This is a genomic window from Microcystis sp. 49638_E5 (assembly GCF_021300285.1).
Classification (GTDB): domain Bacteria; phylum Cyanobacteriota; class Cyanobacteriia; order Cyanobacteriales; family Microcystaceae; genus Microcystis; species Microcystis aeruginosa_C.
The window spans coordinates 1-19,279 of record NZ_JAJTDH010000127.1 but is presented as its reverse complement, the minus strand read 5'-3'; the positions used below and the strand labels follow the sequence as shown (position 1 = coordinate 19,279).

Below are 19,279 nucleotides of genomic sequence, written 5' to 3'. Positions count from 1 at the left end.
TTTTAACGGTACTATTATCATAAGCTGTGGCATTCATGGCGATATTGTCTTGATTGCCACTGTTGATAACTTGTTTAATTTGTTGTGCTAGGGTTTGGATTTCTTGGGCAAAATCGGGGTCTTTGAGCATTTCTACCTGTAAAAAAGGAACCACTTGCTGTTCAATCATTGCCTCGGATTTGGTTTGTTCGGCTGCCGCTAAAACCTTGGCTGCGGTGGGTTCCTTTTGTAACTTTTGCTTAATTTTTTGCCACAATTCTACACCTTTATCCATGGCTCCTTCCGTTAATTTACCGATAACAGCTTCAAAGGCGATTTTAGCGATTTCGGCGGCGGCTAATTCGGCTAACATAATTATCAATCGCGAGAATTTTTCGCCATTCTAGCACAACTATTTTGGGATGAAAGCAGGAAAGTCAATCACTCATCTTGTCGGGAATCAGCGTTCCTTTGATCCCCCCTTAATCCCCCCTTGATAAGGGGGGTGTTGATCCCCCCTGTCTCTAGGTTCATAGTAGGGTTGATTCATGAATCAACCCTACCCTTGATAAGGGGGGTGCCGATACCCCCTTATCTTAGAGCCAAAAAAGACAGGCAGAGAGCCTGTCTAGAAAACCAAACAAATTTATCTATCAGTTGGCCACAAATAGGGAGTTTTTTGCGTCAAATTTCCAAGCAATACCATCGGGATCTCTGATGCGACTCCAATCGGCGAATTCTGTTTCGGATTTATTTTTCTTGTTTCTACCCAAAACGGCCGGAGTAACTCCTAAACGTTTAGCCAAATCCGCCAAACTCATCGATGAGATGGCTTCAGATACAGTGGTTAGGGATTCTTCCCTAACTTCTGATTCTGACTGGAACAAAGAACTGGCAGAACTGTTTAAACTAGGATTAATTATCTCCTCCGGTTCTTGAATTACCGTTTCTTGAACAGAGATTGCTGCGGTATTTTCTTCCTCTTTTTCCTCAAATAATTTACCTAAATTAGTCAGGGGTTGGGAGGAGGAAATAACAGGAACCTCCGGGACAGAATTTTCGCTTTTTTCGGCGACAATCAGGGGGGATTTAGCCTCCTGCGATGGCTCTAAATTGGTCAGGGGAGATCTCGAGGCAGTAATCGCAGGAACTTGTTTTTCCTCTATTTCTTCTAAAGAGGGGTCACTCTCATCAAAAATACTACCCAGGGTACTGGCGGTGATAAAGTAATAGGCCATACCCTTATCGCCTACAGCTTTTTTTTGCGCTCCAAATTCCTCAGCTTTTCTGTCTAAAAATTGTCTGGCTAATTTGGCCGTGAGATTGGCTTTTGCCGATAGGTCAATCGGGGTGAGACAACCTTGATTGTCCTGTAAAAGTTGATTGAAATAGGGGTTAATCACCGTCGATAATTTTGACCAGCGATAGTCTTGCCACACCTTGACTGCCAGAGTTAAGAGGAAGACAAGTAGGATCAATGGCCAAGCGGTAAAAACAAGGATGATTAGCACCGCTAGGGGGATGATGAGGACGAGAAACCCCGCCGTTTGACGATCGATAATTTTTCCAGTCATAATTTCATAAGCTGCCACAATTAAAATTCTTAATGGCTAGTTTGACTATCTCCTGCCATAAGTGTATATGACCAGTTTAGGCTTTATTGGTCACGCCGGTTAGTTCTAGTCGTTCAAACATGGCAAATCGTGCTTTCAGGGCCAGAGAATCATCAAGTTTTGTTAAAAAAATCGGTTTTTGATACTTTTGTTCTAAAGCTTTTTGGATTAACCAATCGGCTAAAAAGGGATTTTTGGGTAGTAAGGGACCGTGGGCATAGGTAGCGATCGCATTGTGGTAAAATGCTCCTTCATAACCGTCCTCTCCGTTATTTCCGTAGCCAGTAATCACCTTTCCCAAGGGAGAAACGGTCTGTAAATAGGTACGACCCCCGTGATTTTCAAAGCCAATTACTAGCGGTTTTTCCCCAGTCATAGCTTTAATTTCCTCCGCTAAGGGAGAGGCCGTAATTTCAAAAACCACGTTACCGATACAGCGTTTTGCATTGGGGCCGGGATGTTTACTTACTAGGTCTAATAATCCTAATCCTTCGATTCTTTGACCGAAAGCTGGTTCGTAATAATGTCCTAATAATTGTGGGGAACCACAGGTAAAAACCCCCGGTATTCCTGCCGATAATTGTTCTTTCATCGCCGCCGCTTTTTTCCCCTGTAAATCCCGCATAACGATCTCCTGTTGCCGATCCTGCGCTCCACCCCCAACAATTATATCTACTTGATAAAATGTATCGGCTTCTGTTTGAGCATCTAGGGGAATAATTGTCACAGGAATATCACGCCATTGACATCTTCTTTGGATAGTAATAACATTACCTCGATCGCCGTAGGTACTCATTAAGGTCGGATATAACCAGCCGATTTTTAGTTCTAGTTCTTGCATAATTTTTTAGGGGATTAGGGAATGGGGAAATGGGGAAATGGGGGAATGGGCAAATGGGGAAATGGGGGAATTCAACTAACACCCTAACACCCCAACACCTAACACTAATCTTCACTCTTTTCTAATTTCTACAAAATCTTTCGACCCGTGAGAATCTCTCGTACTTCTAACATAGCAGAATAGGTGGGTAAAATATGTAAAGTTTCCTCATTTTTGGTGTTATTAAGGGCAATTTGGAGCGCTTTTTTTAGATCGGATTCAACAATTAAATTAACGGGATAAGCGAGACTATCTTGACTATATTGTAAGCGTAAAGCCATGTCATAAAGTCGATCGCCTGTTACTACTAAAGTTGTTCCCAAACGGGTTAATTTTTCCGTATCCACATCCCAAATCCAAGAAACATCCGTCCCGTCGGGGATGCGATCATTGAGAACTAAGAGAGTAGTAGAAGACTTTTCTTTCTGTAAAATATCAGCCACTGCGCGAATTGTTTCATTCATACCCACGGGATTTTTAGACAGTAAAATTCTAACTTTTTTACCCTCAATTTCTAATTCTTCCGCTCGACCAAAAGCCGCTTTAAAACCCTGAACTGTCTCAAAAATTTCTCCATCTTTAATACCCAATTCCTGGGCTACTAAACCCGCTGCTAAAGTATTATATTTATTATAAACACCGATTAAAATCTGCGGCCAATCGTGACTATGAAAAGCAGGATTACTCTTTTTAAAGCCGCAACTAGGACAACTAAAATCCCCTAAATGGGAGAGATAAACCCCGCGATAATCCAAAGAAGCACCACATTTAGGACAGTAAATAGAATCGACAGCGTGGGGAATTTCTTCTAGATACAATTCCGGCTCACTTAAGCCAAAATATACAACTCGTTGGGGCAGTTGTTGACCCAAATGGGAAAGAGTCGGATCATCAGCATTGAGAATCACTAAAGTATCGGTGGGTAGGGGAGATATGGCCCCTTGCCAACGGCGACTAATCGTATCCACTTCCCCATAGCGATCGAGTTGATCGCGAAACAAATTAAGAGCTAAAATAGCGCGAGGACGACAATCTTTTAAAACCAAAGGGAGAATATTTTCATCCACTTCTAAAATGGCATAATCAGCCTTTAAAGTGCCGAATAAATTAGCATCGGCCAATAAAGCAGTGATTAAACCATTAATTAAATTCGCCCCAGTGGTGTTATGGGTGACTTTTGCCCCCTGACGCTCTAGAATAGTTCTTAGCAGTAGGGAAGTGGTAGTTTTTCCATTCGTGCCAACCACCAAGATTACCCCCCTTCGGACTTGCCCACAAAGTAGCGGCAACAAACGGGGATGGAGACGACGGGCAATTTCCCCCGGCAAGACGCTGGCAGCCCCTAAACGGAGTCCTTTAACCACAGCAGTAACGGTTTTAGCCACCGCTACGGCTATCCCTAAACGGATACGATCAAACAATTGCATGAAGTGAGATTCTTATAGCTGTTTCGTGATTTTACCCCTAAAAGAAGACCCGTAAACGGGGTAAGTTCCCATTGATTCTTTTCTACTGACAAAAAAGACAGCCTATAATATAGGTAAGTTTGGGGCCGATTCTACCGCACACGACATTTTAGGGCTAGAGCTTATGGGTTTATTGACAAGATTGGGGATTTCACTGGGATTACTCGCCCTAGGGGGTACTGTGGGTGTGCTAGGAAATCAGTATTTAAGCAGAAAAGCGCCCCTAGAGGTAAATAAACCGCCGGCAATCCTCCCCGCTTCCCTCTCTCTCCCTGTTATTCCCCAAAACGACGGTAATGTTAATTTTATCGCCCAGGCCGTGCAGAAAGTCGGGCCGGCGGTGGTGCGGATTGACTCGGCCCGGGAAGTGGCCGACCAAATTCCCGAAGAATTTAAACAGCCCTTTTTTCGGCGCTTTTTTGGTAATGAAGTGCCGATTCCCAGGGAGCATTTGGAACGGGGAACCGGTTCTGGGTTTATCATTAGTACAGATGGACTACTTTTGACTAATGCCCATGTGGTGGAAGGGACAACCCAAGTAAAAGTGACTCTGAAAAACGGTCAAACCTATCAGGGTAAAGTCCTGGGGGTTGACAATATGACCGATGTGGCCCTGGTGAAAATCGAGGCGGAAAATTTACCGACGGTGACTTTTGGCAAGGCCGAAACTTTAACCCCCGGAGAGTGGGCGATCGCTATTGGCAATCCCCTAGGCTTAGATAATACTGTTACGGTGGGCATTATTAGTGCCTTGGGCCGGACTAGCAGCGAAGTGGGGGTTCCCGATAAACGGGTTCGTTTTATCCAAACCGATGCCGCTATTAACCCCGGCAATTCCGGCGGCCCGTTGCTGAACGCCAAGGGGGAAGTTATCGGCATTAATACGGCAATTCGGGCCGATGCCCAGGGTTTAGGGTTTGCTATTCCCATCGAAACCGCCCAAAAAGTGGCGGGACAGCTATCTAGCAAGGGTAAAGCGGAACATCCCTACATCGGTATCCAGATGGTGACGCTAACCCCAGAATTACGGCAGCAATTGAACGAAACTAAAGAATTAAACTTTAATATTGACCAAAATGAAGGGGTAATCGTCCTGCGAGTGGTGGAAAATTCCCCCGCTCAAAAAGCCGGAATGCAACCGGGTGATATCATCGAAACTGTGGCAGGAAACCCCGTTAAAACCGCCGCCGATGTGCAGCAAGGTGTAGAAACCAGTGCGATCGGTGGTAATCTGGAAATCGAGATTAACCGCAGGGGTAAACAACAAACTCTCACCGTTCAACCGGGGGTTTTTCCCAGCAAAAGTAGCGAGTGAACTACTTTCAACCGGTCAAGGGGCGACCCCTTACCCTACACTGGGAGGAGAGAAAATAGCAGCGGAGCGATCGAAATTGAGGCAGCGGTTACAATTAAAATTATCAATTGGGCGCGGGGCTGCCCTTCTAATCGGTTTGCTGGGATTAACGGCCTGTCAACCTCCTGATCCGCCGAAAATTTCGCCGACAGAATCGCCTAAAATCGAGGAAACTGGCCGCTTAATTCTCAATAATGCCACTTTAGAACAGGCTAACCCCTCGGGACAACCCCTCTGGAAAATTCAGGTCAAAAAAGCTACCTACACCCAAGACCAAAAAATTGCCCGTCTGGAAAATATCAAGGGTAATATCTATCAAGAGGGGAAAGTAGTTTTACAGGTTAGTGCTGACCGCGGTGAAGTTTACAAGGAAGGCCAGGAAATTCTCCTCAAAGATAATATTGTGGCTGTAGATCCCCGCAATAAGGCCATTATTAACGCACCAGAATTGCGTTGGCTACCCAAGGAAGGTATTTTAATCTCCCCCAAAGGGATCAAAGGTAGTCATCTACAACTAGAAGCTAAGGCGCGCCAAGGACGCTACGACACGCGCCAAGAAAAACTAGAATTACAAGGTCAAGTGGTGGCCACCGCCAAGGAATCTCGTGTTGTCCTGCAAACCGAGCGTCTGTACTGGGAAATTCCGCAACAGGTCATTAGTACCGATCAAAAAGTCGCTTTTGATCGCTATATTAATAAAACTATTATCGATCGTCTTACTGCTATCGGCGGTCGTTGGGAAAGAAAAAATAATCAGGTTATCCTGCAAGAAAACCTCGAATATCGCTCTTTAGAACCACCTTTACAGATTTCTGGTTCTCAGGCAATTTGGAACTATCAAAATCGTACCCTAACTTCCGATCGCCCCACGGAAATTTTTCAATATCAAGATCAAATCACTATTACTGGTAATCGTGTGGTGGTGGAATTAGGCAATCGCATCGCTTATCTCAAGGATGGGGTTAAGGGAATTAATCAGAAAACTGGGGCGCAATTGTATAGTCAGATCTTAACTTGGAAAATGTCGGAAAAAATTGTCGAGGCCGAGGGGAATATTATCTATGAACAACAGGAACCAAAATTTAATCTCACCGGCGATAAAGCGATCGGCACTTTAGAAGATAATAACATTGTTGTTACCAGTAGCTCCCCCGATCGAGTTGTCACTGAGATTTATCCTCGTTAACAGGGAAAATTAGCCAAAAAAAACTCTCCCCAAAAAAGAAAATAGTAAAAATTTGGCCTCGAATATTAGCGGGGTCAAGATAGTTGGAAAAACCCATTAAGTTAATGTTAACAGAATTGAGCATCAATTCGATCGACATTAAAACCCGGACAGCATTGCGACTGGTGACTAAACCGTAAATTCCGATACAAAATAAAGCCGCCGCTAATAACAAATAATACTCTAACTGAATCTGCATGATACCTCTAACACCGTACAGTGCAAAGTTCATGAGGTAAAAAATTATGATAAGCGCCGCTTATTTAGATACCTGTATCTTTGATATATTTTTTAAACACAGGAGATAAATTAAATAAGATTTCTGATTCTTCAATTTTAGTTAACAAATATCTTTTTTGTAAAGATTGTAACCCTTTAATCAAGTCATCCGCTGATAAATCTAAACTTAATTTTAATTCATTTCTTGAACAATCTTTTTTTAGGTTGATTAAGGATTGAATAATTTGTTTTTCAATGGGCGATAATCTCTTAATTATTGTAGTCAAACTTTCCTTTATTTTTGCTGTAATAACAATATTTTCCTCTTGTAAAAACTCACCGACACAACCATGATAAACATCTTGAATTAAAACAGCAATATCTTTTAAATAAAATAAATTTCTTTCGTATAACTGAACTACTTTTAACCAGCTTTCTTCATCTTCAGAACCTAAATTATTGAGGATTGCCCGATTATTTAAACCTTGTAATTCAAGTAAATCTAATTTTTCATCTGAATAATACATTTCTGAACATCGCTCTTGACTAATTAAAATTAAACTACTTTGATGTTCAATTTCGTTAGTAATTATTGAAAAGAATTCCTGATACTTTTTATGTTTAGTTTGATATTGCCCTGCTAATTCACCCTCGCTAAATAATTCCTGTACATTGTCAAAAATAATTAAACACTTTTTCCGTTGCAATAACTTTAAAAACAGAGTCAATTTATCGTGATCATTTAAGATAAAATCCGTATTAATTTTAGTGAAAATATCAGTAATAATTGTGTCTAAACAATTGAATATTTTTAGATTTTGCCAAATAATTACTTCAAATTTTTCTAAATTTAATTCTACAAAATGTCTAACTAAGGTAGTTTTTCCAATTCCACTCAATCCTGATACGGAAATTAAAGGCCTTTTCTCAATTAATATTCTCTGTGTTAAGATTTCTAATTCTGAAATGCGATCGCAGAAATTACGATTTATCTTTGGAGCTAAACTTAAATCATGATATGATGTTTCTGATGGAGATTTTTCTTATTTTATTTCTACTCACATCGCCAATATGTTTCTCATCATAACCATAACTATCTGCAATTTCTTTATAGGTTTTGCCGTTTAATAACTCTTCAATAATGTGTCGCTGAATATCGCTAAGACTTTGCCCATCTTCCTCTATCAATAAATCTTCGATAAAACGCAACAAGTGTAAACTATCCTTCATGGTGTGAAAGTGAATAAATTGTTACCTATATTATAGTTCAGTTATTGTAAAACAAGATCAAGTCATTTCTGGCCTTGTCTTAACATTTCTTTACAAAACATCAGGTGAAATCTGGTGGTGGTTGAAAAAAACCTTTGTTAAGCTGACAGAAGAATACCAAAAACAACTACAAGGTTAAGATTTTGGGATTTAAATAATTGATTAAAAGGGTTGATATGCCTAAATTTGTTCTCGATAAATACGCTTTAGACTCGCAAAAATCGGAGGCTAAGGCAAAAGTGGTAAGTGAGTTAGGTTCAAATGCTTCAGTTTCAGGTGATGTAATAGAAGTCCCTAGTTATAACGCTACTAAAGTAGCTCAAATTTTGAGCCAAGTAGGTATTAAGTATTCGGGGGGTTAAATAAATGTCTTCACTTGAAGGAGAAAAGCATTAAGAAGAACGAGAGAAATGCTGGGAGCATCCCAATTATGTAATGAGTATAAATGCTCAGAATGGGAAGAAGGCTTTTGTAGTAACGATTCTGGTTTGAATCACACAATTTAGAGAACCGTTAAAAATCTATGAACTCCCGAAAAGGCTTGCTATCTAAGCATTTCGCATTTAAGTACAATTGTTTATTGCAAAGGTGAGATGATCCCGAAATGCTAGGAAAAAGAATAACTATAATTATTATCTTAGCACTTCAAGCCCTCAGTTGGTCAACAAGTGTGGCAGGAGCAGAAATAATATTACCAGAATTAAATTTAGTAGAGTGGCCGATAACGATTCGCGCATCTTTGCTGCTAGGAACAATTATACAAGGGTTACTTTTATTCCTGTTTTTTTTTGGAAGACAAGAAATTCAATCGTCTTTTTACAGGAGAAGTTTACTTATTCTTCTAACGGTTGCTAGTATTTACACTAGCTTTTTTATCATTTATAGCTCTCTTGTAGATATAAGAAAGAACTCTGAAGAAATAAAATTGTATAATTCAGTAACCAAAGCTGTTAACAGTTCTAAGATTTATCAAGAGAAAACAAGTATATTAAAAAAGAGGAACAATTTAATAAATGATCGAGACAAACGTAAAAGGGAAGAAGTTACACCTCCTAATAACCCAAATGCTCCGAAACTACCTAGAGGAGAAGACCCCGAATACAAAAAACAAACTAGAGAAATAGAGAAAATAAACGAAGAGAATACAGATCTGGCTCAAATTGAAAAGATTAAAAAATCATTACCAGATGATCAAGATGATAAGAAAATAGAAAATGTTGATAAAAATAAGGCAATAGAACCTTTATCACTTCTAACCGATGAAATCAGAAAACAAGTTTATGAAAGCGTAACAGGAAAAAAGGTTAGTGAAAATTATTCAACAACAAAATTAAATGATGAAATATTAAAAAAATTAAAACAAGATTTGGAATATTCTGAATTTGGCTATTTTTTAATTCCCGTTGAAAAGGTTTTTAATAGAAACCCTGAAGCTATTGTTGCACTATGTATCGCAAGTTTTATTGACATTATTTCTTTAATATTCGGCGTTTCACTGGATAGAAAAGCCACAGATGGAAATATAAAAGCGAAATTAAAAAATCTATCCCGCCTGATCAAGGAATTACTGAAAAATTTCTTACCTAATTTGGTTAAAGAAATAGGACATACTTTATATATTTTTATTGCTTCTATTGGTAGTCTTATAAATGGAATTTTTAAAGGATTTATCCTTCTTCGAGTTAGGGCTTTACAAGTGTTTTATTATACTCCTTACACTATTAGAATCAAAGGAGAGCGACATGAATTTTTACATAATATATGGGAATCTATTGAATTTACTTGGGAGGAAAATAATGAATTTAATTTGCTTAACTATACTAAACTAATGACTCTAGCTCAATACAATCAATCCTATAAAGTAGGTTACAGAAAGATAATTGTTACTATGCGTAATTTGAAATGGTTGACAACTATACCAGAAGGAAATTCACCAGAAGATAAAAAATTAACTATTAAAGAATATAAAAAATTAGACGAATGGTATCACAGTGAATATTCTAAACAATTAGGACCCGAAAAAAACAGTATGTTGGACGCAGACGATTATCACCACATAATTAGACTTCCTGAAGACAAAGGAGAGGGTTTTGGAAGGTTTATGGGATGGATTGGAAAACAATTTAAAAAACTAATATTTGCTATTAGACAAATTTTCACGGGTTAATTTTTCATACTTTTAAGGTTTAACTAAAAAAACTTTTACAGAAAATCAAATTAGAATTTTATGACTATAGAAAGAGAGTATCGAAATCAAGGAGAACGTTTAGGTAGTGGATTTGACTCTTTTAAGGAGATATTACTTCCCAACAGTGCTATAGACTTAGACAATATAAATAGAGATGAATTAATAGATAAAAATTTTTTGCCAAAAGATACATTTGTTTTTCAACAAATAGAAGATGAACAGGCATTAGGTAATATGTTGAATACTTCTATTTCAGTATCTGGAATAACACCTATTTTAGTGGGACATTGCCCTTGTTTATTACAAGGAGAAGCAAAAGCACAATACTTTAAGAAATCAAATATCAATCAAAATAGTATTTATCTTTTTTTAGATTATCAATTTACAGGAGGAAGTTATCGTATTAAGAAGCCTAAACTTTCTCAAGAAGCAATCGAATTTTTACATGATAAAAGACACAATCTTCATGAATTTAGAAGAATATACGGCGATGAATTTATTGTTGGTTTTAGAACAGGCTCTGAATACACAGCACTCATAGAGATTGAATACGCTGAGAAAAGTAAACAAGAACTAAACGCCTTTGCAATAATAAGTTTTTTGCAATCAATATTTGCGGGTATAGGAGGAGGAGTTGGATTTAATTGGGAAGGCGAAACTAAGGAATACTTTAAAAATACTAAAACAACAATTTCCTGTTTCAGGAGAGGAGTTTCAGTGGGCAATACAGTTTTTACTATTGAACAACTGATCAAAGATTTTACGGATTTTCAAGATAAGTTAAAACAACAAGGAGGCGGGGTTGAATATATATCACTTTTTGCAGATTACGATCAATTAATTGATACTAGAAACTATAGAATTTTAAGCCCAGAATTAATTGAATTAAAACGAAAGTTAAAAACTCTACGAGCTATTAAGACACAAAAACAAATTAAAATACTTGCCTGTGAAAATCAATTAAGATTCGGGGGTTCTAATTCTTCAGATTTACCTCAACAGATTATAGAATTAGAGGATTCAGTTAGTAAAATACAAGATTTTATCAGAAGATGTGAAATAGAACCTGAATTAATTAGTTCACGAGAATATAGAAAAATTATAAAAAGTGATTGATCATCAGTTAATAATGTTCATAAGCCTTTAATATTTTAAAAATTTTAGCTGTCTTATCAAGACGATAAACTAATCTATGTTGAATATTAAGGTGTCTTGAATATTTTCCTTTTAAGTCACCTACCAGTTTCTCAAATGGTGGTTGAAAAATATCTTTTTCAAGCTGTTTTAATAACATTAAAACTTTATCTTTTAATATGACTTTAGCCATAATTATCTCTCTCCTTACGGAAATTTTTCAATATCAAGATCAAATTACTATTACTGGTAATCGTGTGGTGGTGGAATTAGGCAATCGCATCGCTTATCTCAAGGATGGGGTTAAGGGAATTAATCAGAAAACTGGGGCGCAATTGTATAGTCAGATTTTAACTTGGAAAATGTCGGAAAAAATTGTCGAGGCCGAGGGGAATATTATCTATGAACAACAGGAACCAAAATTTAATCTTACTGGCGATAAAGCGATCGGCACTTTAGAAGATAATAACATTGTTGTTACCAGTAGTTCCCCCGATCGAGTTGTCACCGAGATTTATCCCCGTTAACAGGGAAAAATTAACCAAAAAAAACTCTCCCCAGAAAAGGGAGAGAGGGGGGGTAAATATTTAAAAGAAAATAGTAAAAATTTGGCCTCGAATATTAGCGGGGTCAAGATAGTTGGAAAAACCCATTAAGTTAATGTTAACAGAATTGAGCATCAATTCGATCGACATTAAAACCCGGACGGCATTGCGACTGGTGACTAAACCGTAAATTCCGATACAAAATAAAGCCGCCGCTAATAACAAATAATACTCTAACTGAATCTGCATGATACCTCTTTCTTTTGGTCTTATTTAGGGGCGGTTAATTCTCTAGGTCGTTCGGGTAATGTTAAGGCTGTGGCCGTAGGTTCTTCAGCTTTTAGGGTAGGGATAAGGTCACGACGAGCTAAAATAATTGCTCCGACCATGGCCATTAATAATAGCACGGAAGCTAATTCAAAGGGTAGCAGGAAATCACTAAAGAAATGCTTACCGATTTCTACTAAAGTATTAGTCACAACGGCGGGAGAAGTGGTAGAAATTGACCAAGGTGTGATTAAAACCATGGTCGATAACAGCACAAATAAACCCACACAAACTAAAGCAGTAGATGCCTGACGAATCCAACGTTTAGGAATATCAGAAAAGTCCTCTTGCTTATTAACAAGCATAATAGCAAAGAGAATTAAAACGTTAATTGCGCCCACATAAATTAGAATTTGTGCCGCCGCTACAAAGTCAGCATTTAGTAAGAGATATAAACCCGAAATGCTGATAAAAACACCGCCCAATAAAAAGGCGGAATAAACGATATTAGATAATAGTACCACGCCTAAAGCTGTCCCGATTACCAGGGCTGCTAAAATGCCAAAAGATACTATTTGAACGCCCTCGGCTAAATTCACAGTAGTTTCATCTCCTTTTATGTTTGAGAGTTATTAATTATTAGTTATCAGCTTCTGAAGGCTGACGGCTGACGGCTGATAGCTAACTGCTAATTAATCGGTAATTTCTTCCGGACGTTTACCGGCGCGTTGACTACCGGCGGGTAAATCGTGGGGTTCGATGACACCTTTAGGCAGATAACCTAATTCCCTCAGAGGTGTTACCATCGGGTCTTGGGTGACTTTGTAGGGTAAACGGCCTAGGGCGACGTTATCATAGTTTAATTCATGACGATCATAGGTCGCTAGTTCGTATTCTTCGGTCATCGATAGGCAATTAGTCGGACAGTACTCTACACAATTACCGCAGAAAATACAGACCCCAAAATCGATACTGTAGTGTTTGAGTTCTTTCTTTTTAATTTCCTTGTTAAAAGTCCAATCCACTACTGGTAAATTAATCGGACAAACTCGCACACAAACTTCACAGGCGATACATTTATCGAACTCAAAGTGAATTCTACCCCGATAACGTTCCGAGGGAATTAACTTTTCGTAGGGATACTGAACGGTAATCGGACGACGACGCATATGGTCGAAGGTAACGGATAAACCTTCGCCGATGTATTTCGCCGCTTGAATGCTACCTTTGGCGTAATCGCTGACTTGTTTGAGGATGTTAAACATGATGGTCAGAGGTATAGTAGGTTAACAGGGCAAAAACGGGAATTAACCGCCAAAAGCAAAGGGAAAAGCTAGTTTTAGGGCGGCGGTAAGTAGTAGGTTAACTAAAGATACCGGTAAAAGGAATTTCCAGCCTAAATCGAGTAATTGGTCAATGCGAACCCGGGGTACAGTCCAACGCAAGAGAATAGCGATGAAGATGAGAAAATAGGCTTTTAATACCGTCATCGTAATCCCGAGGGAAGCGGTGATAATTTGTAGCCAAGGATTGGTTTCACTCACTCCCAACCAGCCGGCCACAGCATTGACGGGGATAGGAAATTCCCAACCACCAAGATAGAGTACGGCGAAAACTAGGGCCGACAGCACGAGGTTAACGTAGGAACCCACATAAAAGAGAGCGAATTTCATCCCCGCGTATTCGGTTTGATAACCGGCGACTAATTCCTCCTCCGCTTCCGGTAAATCGAAAGGCAGACGTTCACACTCAGCTAAAGCGGCAATCCAGAAAATCAGAAAACCCACCGGTTGGCGCCAGATATTCCAGCCTAAAATGCCATAACCGGATTGTTGTTCGACAATATCAATGGTACTGAGACTATTAGACATCATCACAATCGCTAATACCGATAAAGCCAAGGGAATTTCATAACTAATCGATTGCGCCGCGGCCCGCAGGCCTCCCAGCAAGGAATACTTATTATTCGAGGCATAACCCGCCATTAATAAACCAATGGGGGCAATACTGGACAAGGAAATCCATAAAAAGATCCCCACGTTTAGGTCAGTAATCAGCAGATTTTGACCGAAGGGGACGATGAGGTAGGAGACAAACACCGGCATCACCACCAAAATCGGCCCGAAGAGGAATAACCAAGGGTCAGCCTTAGCGGGGACGACATCTTCTTTAAAGACTAATTTCAGACCGTCGGCGACTGGTTGTAAAACGCCTAAGGGTCCTGCGTATTCCGGTCCAATACGCTGTTGGACGGCGGCGGAAATTTTCCTTTCTAACCAGACGCAGACTAAAACCCCCACTGTGGCGGCTATAATCATCAGGAACATGGGTAAAGGCATCCAAATCGCTTTAGCCAGTCCTCCACTTAATCCCAAGTCTGTTAGGGATTTAATGAAACTTTCTTGTAAATCTATGCCTTGATTCATATTTGGCGATCGCTGTACTGTCAATAGTTCGGCATGGTTTGAAGATTTTTAAGCAAATCTTATAGCCTAGTATACAGTTAGTCGGTCTGAGGGTTATCAGTAAAGTGACAAAGGCTTCAACTCATTAGCAGCCAAGAGAGTCAAGCAATCTTGATTCCCCGTCCGAGAATAGGTATTAGTCAATAGTTAGACTCTGAATCTATCAATGTTCTCATCTGTTTCTTAGCGCCGACAACCTCAGCTAGTGACCAATTATTCACAGGAAAAAAATCTAGTTAAGTAGCTGGTTATAATTAAATTAAAAATGGATTTTAGGTTCGATCCCCCCTGCCCCCCTTGATAAGGGGGGTATCTGATAATTTTTAACGCCTACCTACTTAACTTATCGTTTAGGCAATGAAAGCAGCCCGCTCGAATCTGTCTTCCTCTTTGTGTTCTTTGTGCCTTTGTGGTTGATCCCCAGAGCCAATCCGACTGTTAAAATCCAGTTATCGAGCGTTTTTCGCCACTCCCCGCTATTTAGTCTGATAAGCCGCCTGTAGGTCTCGAATCGAAAACAAAGCTTGAAACTTTATTCCCTGAGATTGGTAAAATTCCGCCCCTCCTTGCTCTCTATCCACCAAAGCAATGATTAAATCTACTTGATAACCCGCATCGCGTAATCTTTCTACCGCTACCATGGCACTTTTCCCCGTTGTCACCACGTCTTCGAGGACAACCACCGCGGCCCCGGGGTTTAAAGTCGGCCCCTCGATATAAGCCATGGTTCCGTGACCTTTTGCCTCTTTGCGGACGATTAAAGCTGGAATCGGGCGATTTTCGTAGGCAGATACCACACTAACGGCACTGACAATCGGATCCGCCCCTAGGGTTAATCCTGCCACCGCTTGGGTATCTGGAGGCAGTAGAGACAGCAATAAACGCCCCACGGCTAAAGCTCCCTCCGCAGTGAGAGTAACTTGTTTACCGTTGATATAGTAGCTGCTTTTTTGTCCTGAAGACAGGGTGAAATCCCCCTCTCGATAGGCAAGACGGACAAGAGCATCGAGGAGAAATTGACGCAGGGAAGCAGTATCGAGAGTCGCTACCGAGGAATTAGCCATATTTTCAGGATTGGGAGCCTGACTGACTCCAAAATTTCGGTTACAATTAAGCCAAAAGTCATTATATATTGACTCGATCGCTAGTATTGATTTCTTTCTCATCCCATTGAAACAATTTTTTAATTAACCCTACCCCTGTGAGGAGATTTTTACCCATGCGCGCTAAGTTTTTACTTCCTTCCCTGTTTTGTTTAACCGGTTTAGTCTGGTTGAGTTCGCCTATTGCGATCGCCCAACGTTCCCCCGCCACCACTCCGGCACCAGTAAAAACCCAACAATTGCAACTTGTCCCCTCTCCCGATACGGCGGTAGGATTTAATAATATCCCCGGTTTGTTTAACCGCGCTGTTAATAACAATACTGGTCGTTTCTACGACTACACCAGCATTTCAGGACAGTTCAACTCTCTTTTTGGTTGGCGTACTTTTCCCCAAGGTTCCTATTTCGATAATCTGATTACCCGGGATGCGAAATTGGTCGAAACTTTATACTATGATGTCATGCAACAGCAACAGTCTGGCCCCTTAATTCGCACCCAAGATTTACCCAATCCCTTCGATACTTCCCTACAGGAAAATCCCAGTTATTTAAGTCCAGGAGGTTTTTAATCTCTTCTTAACCGAAATCTGTTGTAATTTCCATTGAGAAATTAAATAGTTTAAGGTTTGTTCACTACTGGTTTCTTTGGGACACAAAGTGCCAACGCTTAAGGTTTTGACATCAAGCTGGGGATAACACAATTCCATTGAAAACTTTAACATGGTTTTAAGGCTCCTGAATTTTTAAGGGCGGATAAATTAGGATTTCCGGTGCAAAATAAAACAATTTCAAGTTCAGCAATTAAAAATTTTACCAACTCATCAACGGCGGCTTCTGATTCAATCGCTGCTACGAGAAACGGTCGAGCCAACCCTCCTAAATCGGCTCCTAAAGCGATGGATTTGGCAAGATCTAAGCCATTTTTTAAGCCCCCAGAAGCAATTAAAGGAATGGTTGAATTCATGGACCGAATGGTGGTAATACATTCAGCCGTAGGTAAACCCCAATCGGCAAAAACTTGTCCGAGATGCCTTTGTCTGTTGTCTTTGGCTCTTTGGCTTTCGACTTTGGCCCAGGACGTGCCTCCGGCTCCCGCCACATCAATCGCGGCGACTCCGGCTTCAATTAATTGTTTGGCCATCACCGCAGAGATGCCATTTCCGACTTCTTTGGCGATGACGGGAACGGGTAATTGAGCGCAAATTTGCTGAATTTTAGCGAGTAAACCTTTAAAATTAGAATCGCCTCCCGATTGCACCCATTCTTGTAAAGGATTGAGATGCAGAATTAAGGCATCAGCTTCTAATAATTCCACCAGTTTTAAACAGTCTTCTAAACCGCAGCCGTAATTTAACTGTACAGCCCCTAAATTCGCTAACAGGAGAATATCTGGCGCCAGAGAACGGACTGCAAAGGTCGGCGCTAATTCCGGTTGTTCGAGTGCAATGCGTTGAGAACCCACCCCCATCGCTAAACCATAGCGTTGAGCGACCGTTGCCAATCGAGTATTGACTAAATGGGCTAATTCTGTTCCTCCGGTCATGGAAGAGATTAGAATTGGAGCTTTTAAAGATTTCCCCAAAAAGGTTGTCCCCAGTTCAATATCACTGCGGTCAAGTTCAGGAAGACAACAATGGGTAAAACGATATTTTTCTAAACCGCTTGTAAGTTGTTGAAATTCCACATCTTCTTCGATACAAACTCGCAGATGTTCGCTTTTACGATTTTCAATTTCACTGGGAAGATTAGGCGATGACATAGTTGTTATCAAGCATGAGGGTTAAACATTAGATTGAGTTTAAAAATCGAGTTCTAAGAGCAGTTCATCTAGTTCTGACTGATTAAGATCCGCATCGGGAAAATCCGATGGCGTATAACCTCCTTCTGCCGATAAACAATGGTTAATCAGGCTTTCTAAAGGATTTCGATAAGCAGCGGCTAAATTTTTGATCGTTGGGCTAATTCAAGTCTGAATTTCATCCCTGTTTGAGCTATCACATAATACCTCATTCAGGCTACGATAGTCAAGACATTATCGAGGACGATTGTTAATCAAGTTTATGGCTCTTTCTACCTGCTCTGGCTTAACAATTTTAAAATTCGTTCTCTTGGGAAAGACTTGTCTTAACAGTCCCTTAGTATGCTCGTTTAATCCCCTCTCCCAAGAAATTTTGTAGATGGTTTCTTGACATCCTGACCGCCGTAAAACGGACGGCGATTCCCAAAACTCACAATTTGGGTTTCTGCTTCATAGATGACATACCAGCAAGACGGCTATTTGCCGTTAAGATAAATTTCCCTTTTGACCAAGTTGGTAGAGCAAGTTTCTTTGTTCTATGTTAGAATGTTAAGGGCTTCGTTTTTGGGTCTGATTTTTTGTTGTTAAAGATCAGAATATACCTGATGAGCCTTTCTCTGTCAACTCTTAAGGCTGATGTGTTTCCTTTTTGAATTGGCGTTTTTGTTGGTAACGAAGCTGATAAGCTGTAGGGTAAATAAAAAATGACAGAACAAGCTTGGTGGGTACAAAAATGGCTAGAACTACTCGATTCCTATCGCTTTAAAAAACGCTTGGAACGAGCTAGACTTTACGCCAGAGAAGGCAATGTTTTAAGTATTGACTTTGAAGACTCGCAAGTTATTGCTAGAGTACAAGGCAGTGAACCAGAGCCTTATATAGTGGATTTATCCCTAGCGGCTTTTAGTGATGAAGAATGGGATTATATTATTAAGCTTCTCTCCAAAAAGGCTATTTATTCCGCTCAATTGCTCACGGGACAAATGCCCGATAATATTGAGCGTGTTTTTATCGATAGTGGGGTGAATTTATTTCCCTTTTCCCTAGCTGATATTCGCTCTCGTTGTACCTGTCCCGATCAAGCCAACCCCTGCAAACATATAGGAGCAGTATATTATCAATTGGGTGATCGTTTTAGCGTCGATCCCTTCTTGCTTTTGCAACTGCGCGGCCGAACCAAAAGCCAAATTCTGGAAGCTTTACGAGAAAAACGCTCCTATTCTTCTGATAATCAACCTTTAGCAGTCAGTGAACCCCCCACAGTAGTTGAAAAAACTGCCCCCGACAGCACTATCGATCGCTTTTGGCAGTACGATGAGGAGCTAGATCCCTCCCTAGTTGTGATTACGCCGGGGAATGAAAATCAAACCATTCTCGACATTTTAGGCAATTTTCCCCTGGCTGCCCCCGAATCGGATGCCATAGAACAATTTTTAAAACCAATTTACCGACAAATTCCCCAAGAAGCGATGGCGATTGCTTTACAGTAGGGAATTTGGGGTATAAGTAGCTGGTTATAATTAAATTAAAAATGGATTTTGCCTTTAATCCCCCCTTGATCCCCCCTTAATAAGCTATCCATTAGTCACATCTTTCTTAACATAAAATTTGACAAAAAGAGAAAAGTGTGCAAGATGGCTCAAGGGGGTTCTATGGGGGGACTAATTTGATGAGATAGTTTCCAAGTCTCGCTGATATCATGTAACCTTCGCAGTCCCAACCAAATAGTTTTAACACCTGGTTCACCGTCACCTTTTCTACCTAAAAACCCCCC

At 40.1% G+C, this 19,279-nt stretch carries 21 protein-coding genes and 4 pseudogenes; 8 read left to right on the top strand and 17 right to left on the bottom strand.

The annotated features are described in order from the left end of the window. From LW728_RS21510 to LW728_RS21495, 4 genes are all read right to left on the bottom strand, one after another. Positions 1–352: hypothetical protein (locus LW728_RS21510; protein ID WP_287768158.1), on the bottom strand; the 352-nt coding region annotated here is incomplete at its 3' end. 280 nt (positions 353–632) lie between these two features. Beyond that, positions 633–1,553, bottom strand: coding sequence for a hypothetical protein (locus LW728_RS21505; RefSeq protein WP_353845716.1), 921 nt, complete (start codon positions 1,551–1,553; stop codon positions 633–635). Between the two features lie 76 nt (positions 1,554–1,629). Next, entirely contained in the window at positions 1,630–2,433 is an 804-nt protein-coding gene (locus LW728_RS21500; protein WP_002750261.1) for a type 1 glutamine amidotransferase, read from the bottom strand. A 128-nt stretch (positions 2,434–2,561) separates the two neighbouring features. After that, positions 2,562–3,899, bottom strand: a complete 1,338-nt coding sequence (locus tag LW728_RS21495; protein ID WP_287768154.1) for a Mur ligase family protein — start codon at positions 3,897–3,899, stop codon at positions 2,562–2,564. A gap of 163 nt (positions 3,900–4,062) precedes the next feature. On the opposite strand from LW728_RS21495, the gene LW728_RS21490 reads away from it, so the two are divergent. Then, on the top strand, positions 4,063–5,253 hold the full coding sequence (locus LW728_RS21490; RefSeq protein WP_287768151.1) for an HhoA/HhoB/HtrA family serine endopeptidase: 1,191 nt from the start codon (positions 4,063–4,065) through the stop codon (positions 5,251–5,253). Between the two features lie 76 nt (positions 5,254–5,329). Next, positions 5,330–6,478, top strand: coding sequence for an LPS export ABC transporter periplasmic protein LptC (lptC, locus tag LW728_RS21485; RefSeq protein WP_046661388.1), 1,149 nt, complete (start codon positions 5,330–5,332; stop codon positions 6,476–6,478). A gap of 37 nt (positions 6,479–6,515) precedes the next feature. Here lptC and nuoK (LW728_RS21480) read toward each other — a convergent pair. The 3 genes and pseudogenes from nuoK (LW728_RS21480) to LW728_RS21470 all read right to left on the bottom strand — a co-directional run. Further along, positions 6,516–6,716: pseudogene (gene nuoK / locus LW728_RS21480) on the bottom strand (NADH-quinone oxidoreductase subunit NuoK); the annotation flags it as partial. A 64-nt stretch (positions 6,717–6,780) separates the two neighbouring features. Beyond that, positions 6,781–7,635 carry an NB-ARC domain-containing protein gene (locus tag LW728_RS21475; protein ID WP_287768148.1) on the bottom strand — a complete coding sequence of 285 codons (855 nt, stop codon included), beginning with the start codon at positions 7,633–7,635 and terminating at the stop codon, positions 6,781–6,783. Between the two features lie 112 nt (positions 7,636–7,747). Further along, positions 7,748–7,966 carry a helix-turn-helix domain-containing protein gene (locus LW728_RS21470; protein ID WP_287768145.1) on the bottom strand — a complete coding sequence of 73 codons (219 nt, stop codon included), beginning with the start codon at positions 7,964–7,966 and terminating at the stop codon, positions 7,748–7,750. A gap of 215 nt (positions 7,967–8,181) precedes the next feature. Here LW728_RS21470 and LW728_RS21465 point away from each other — a divergent pair, with 215 nt between their 5' ends. The 3 genes from LW728_RS21465 (at position 8,182) to LW728_RS21455 (ending at position 11,309) form a co-directional block, all read left to right on the top strand. Then, complete coding sequence (locus tag LW728_RS21465) at positions 8,182–8,367, top strand: hypothetical protein (protein WP_002775044.1); 186 nt, start codon at positions 8,182–8,184, stop codon at positions 8,365–8,367. A 242-nt stretch (positions 8,368–8,609) separates the two neighbouring features. Continuing rightward, positions 8,610–10,172, top strand: coding sequence for a hypothetical protein (locus LW728_RS21460; protein ID WP_108935944.1), 1,563 nt, complete (start codon positions 8,610–8,612; stop codon positions 10,170–10,172). 60 nt (positions 10,173–10,232) lie between these two features. After that, positions 10,233–11,309 carry a hypothetical protein gene (locus LW728_RS21455; protein WP_002800278.1) on the top strand — a complete coding sequence of 359 codons (1,077 nt, stop codon included), beginning with the start codon at positions 10,233–10,235 and terminating at the stop codon, positions 11,307–11,309. A 7-nt stretch (positions 11,310–11,316) separates the two neighbouring features. On the opposite strand, the gene LW728_RS21450 is transcribed toward LW728_RS21455, so the two are convergent. After that, positions 11,317–11,520, bottom strand: coding sequence for a Txe/YoeB family addiction module toxin (locus LW728_RS21450; protein WP_002775038.1), 204 nt, complete (start codon positions 11,518–11,520; stop codon positions 11,317–11,319). Between the two features lie 16 nt (positions 11,521–11,536). On the opposite strand from LW728_RS21450, the pseudogene LW728_RS21445 reads away from it, so the two are divergent. Next, a pseudogene (locus LW728_RS21445) lies at positions 11,537–11,854 on the top strand (hypothetical protein); the annotation flags it as partial. A 66-nt stretch (positions 11,855–11,920) separates the two neighbouring features. Here LW728_RS21445 and nuoK (LW728_RS21440) read toward each other — a convergent pair. From nuoK (LW728_RS21440) to pyrE, 5 genes and pseudogenes are all read right to left on the bottom strand, one after another. After that, positions 11,921–12,121: pseudogene (gene nuoK, locus LW728_RS21440) on the bottom strand (NADH-quinone oxidoreductase subunit NuoK); the annotation flags it as partial. 20 nt (positions 12,122–12,141) lie between these two features. Continuing rightward, positions 12,142–12,738, bottom strand: a complete 597-nt coding sequence (locus tag LW728_RS21435; protein ID WP_008203498.1) for an NADH-quinone oxidoreductase subunit J — start codon at positions 12,736–12,738, stop codon at positions 12,142–12,144. Positions 12,739–12,831: 93 nt separating this feature from the next. Further along, complete coding sequence (gene ndhI, locus LW728_RS21430; RefSeq protein WP_002733194.1) at positions 12,832–13,404, bottom strand: NAD(P)H-quinone oxidoreductase subunit I; 573 nt, start codon at positions 13,402–13,404, stop codon at positions 12,832–12,834. Between the two features lie 42 nt (positions 13,405–13,446). After that, on the bottom strand, positions 13,447–14,565 hold the full coding sequence (gene nuoH, locus LW728_RS21425; protein WP_002753735.1) for an NADH-quinone oxidoreductase subunit NuoH: 1,119 nt from the start codon (positions 14,563–14,565) through the stop codon (positions 13,447–13,449). Positions 14,566–15,080: 515 nt separating this feature from the next. Beyond that, complete coding sequence (gene pyrE, locus LW728_RS21420) at positions 15,081–15,770, bottom strand: orotate phosphoribosyltransferase (protein ID WP_190381304.1); 690 nt, start codon at positions 15,768–15,770, stop codon at positions 15,081–15,083. 53 nt (positions 15,771–15,823) lie between these two features. On the opposite strand from pyrE, the gene LW728_RS21415 reads away from it, so the two are divergent. Next, positions 15,824–16,276 (top strand): porin, encoded by a 453-nt coding sequence (locus LW728_RS21415; RefSeq protein WP_287768141.1) that lies wholly within the window; start codon positions 15,824–15,826, stop codon positions 16,274–16,276. Here LW728_RS21415 and LW728_RS21410 read toward each other — a convergent pair. From LW728_RS21410 to LW728_RS23485, 3 genes and pseudogenes are all read right to left on the bottom strand, one after another. After that, positions 16,256–16,429 carry a hypothetical protein gene (locus LW728_RS21410; protein WP_269465050.1) on the bottom strand — a complete coding sequence of 58 codons (174 nt, stop codon included), beginning with the start codon at positions 16,427–16,429 and terminating at the stop codon, positions 16,256–16,258. The genes LW728_RS21415 and LW728_RS21410 overlap by 21 nt on opposite strands. Then, on the bottom strand, positions 16,423–17,466 hold the full coding sequence (gene fni, locus LW728_RS21405) for a type 2 isopentenyl-diphosphate Delta-isomerase (protein WP_002800286.1): 1,044 nt from the start codon (positions 17,464–17,466) through the stop codon (positions 16,423–16,425). Before fni ends, LW728_RS21410 begins: the two co-directional genes overlap by 7 nt. A gap of 204 nt (positions 17,467–17,670) precedes the next feature. Next, positions 17,671–17,874: pseudogene (locus tag LW728_RS23485) on the bottom strand (IS30 family transposase); the annotation flags it as partial. A gap of 335 nt (positions 17,875–18,209) precedes the next feature. Here LW728_RS23485 and LW728_RS21395 point away from each other — a divergent pair. Beyond that, entirely contained in the window at positions 18,210–18,995 is a 786-nt protein-coding gene (locus tag LW728_RS21395) for an SWIM zinc finger family protein (protein ID WP_002800296.1), read from the top strand. 149 nt (positions 18,996–19,144) lie between these two features. Here LW728_RS21395 and LW728_RS21390 read toward each other — a convergent pair. After that, positions 19,145–19,279 (bottom strand): IS4 family transposase (locus LW728_RS21390; RefSeq protein ID WP_287768161.1); only part of this gene is annotated, 135 nt, incomplete at its 5' end.

Excerpts from the sequence above, each read along its gene's own strand:
- ndhI (WP_002733194.1), bottom strand. The coding sequence starts at position 13,404 with ATGTTTAACATCCTCAAACAAGTCAGCGATTACGCCAAAGGTAGCATT.
- LW728_RS21450 (WP_002775038.1), bottom strand. The coding sequence starts at position 11,520 with ATGGCTAAAGTCATATTAAAAGATAAAGTTTTAATGTTATTAAAACAG.
- LW728_RS21465 (WP_002775044.1), top strand. The coding sequence starts at position 8,182 with ATGCCTAAATTTGTTCTCGATAAATACGCTTTAGACTCGCAAAAATCG.
- LW728_RS21470 (WP_287768145.1), bottom strand. The coding sequence starts at position 7,966 with ATGAAGGATAGTTTACACTTGTTGCGTTTTATCGAAGATTTATTGATA.
- LW728_RS21395 (WP_002800296.1), top strand. The coding sequence starts at position 18,210 with ATGACAGAACAAGCTTGGTGGGTACAAAAATGGCTAGAACTACTCGAT.
- pyrE (WP_190381304.1), bottom strand. The coding sequence starts at position 15,770 with ATGAGAAAGAAATCAATACTAGCGATCGAGTCAATATATAATGACTTT.
- LW728_RS21495 (WP_287768154.1), bottom strand. The coding sequence starts at position 3,899 with ATGCAATTGTTTGATCGTATCCGTTTAGGGATAGCCGTAGCGGTGGCT.
- LW728_RS21415 (WP_287768141.1), top strand. The coding sequence starts at position 15,824 with ATGCGCGCTAAGTTTTTACTTCCTTCCCTGTTTTGTTTAACCGGTTTA.
- LW728_RS21500 (WP_002750261.1), bottom strand. The coding sequence starts at position 2,433 with ATGCAAGAACTAGAACTAAAAATCGGCTGGTTATATCCGACCTTAATG.
- LW728_RS21455 (WP_002800278.1), top strand. The coding sequence starts at position 10,233 with ATGACTATAGAAAGAGAGTATCGAAATCAAGGAGAACGTTTAGGTAGT.
- fni (WP_002800286.1), bottom strand. The coding sequence starts at position 17,466 with ATGTCATCGCCTAATCTTCCCAGTGAAATTGAAAATCGTAAAAGCGAA.
- LW728_RS21410 (WP_269465050.1), bottom strand. The coding sequence starts at position 16,429 with ATGTTAAAGTTTTCAATGGAATTGTGTTATCCCCAGCTTGATGTCAAA.
- LW728_RS21490 (WP_287768151.1), top strand. The coding sequence starts at position 4,063 with ATGGGTTTATTGACAAGATTGGGGATTTCACTGGGATTACTCGCCCTA.
- LW728_RS21505 (WP_353845716.1), bottom strand. The coding sequence starts at position 1,553 with ATGACTGGAAAAATTATCGATCGTCAAACGGCGGGGTTTCTCGTCCTC.
- nuoH (WP_002753735.1), bottom strand. The coding sequence starts at position 14,565 with ATGAATCAAGGCATAGATTTACAAGAAAGTTTCATTAAATCCCTAACA.
- LW728_RS21460 (WP_108935944.1), top strand. The coding sequence starts at position 8,610 with ATGCTAGGAAAAAGAATAACTATAATTATTATCTTAGCACTTCAAGCC.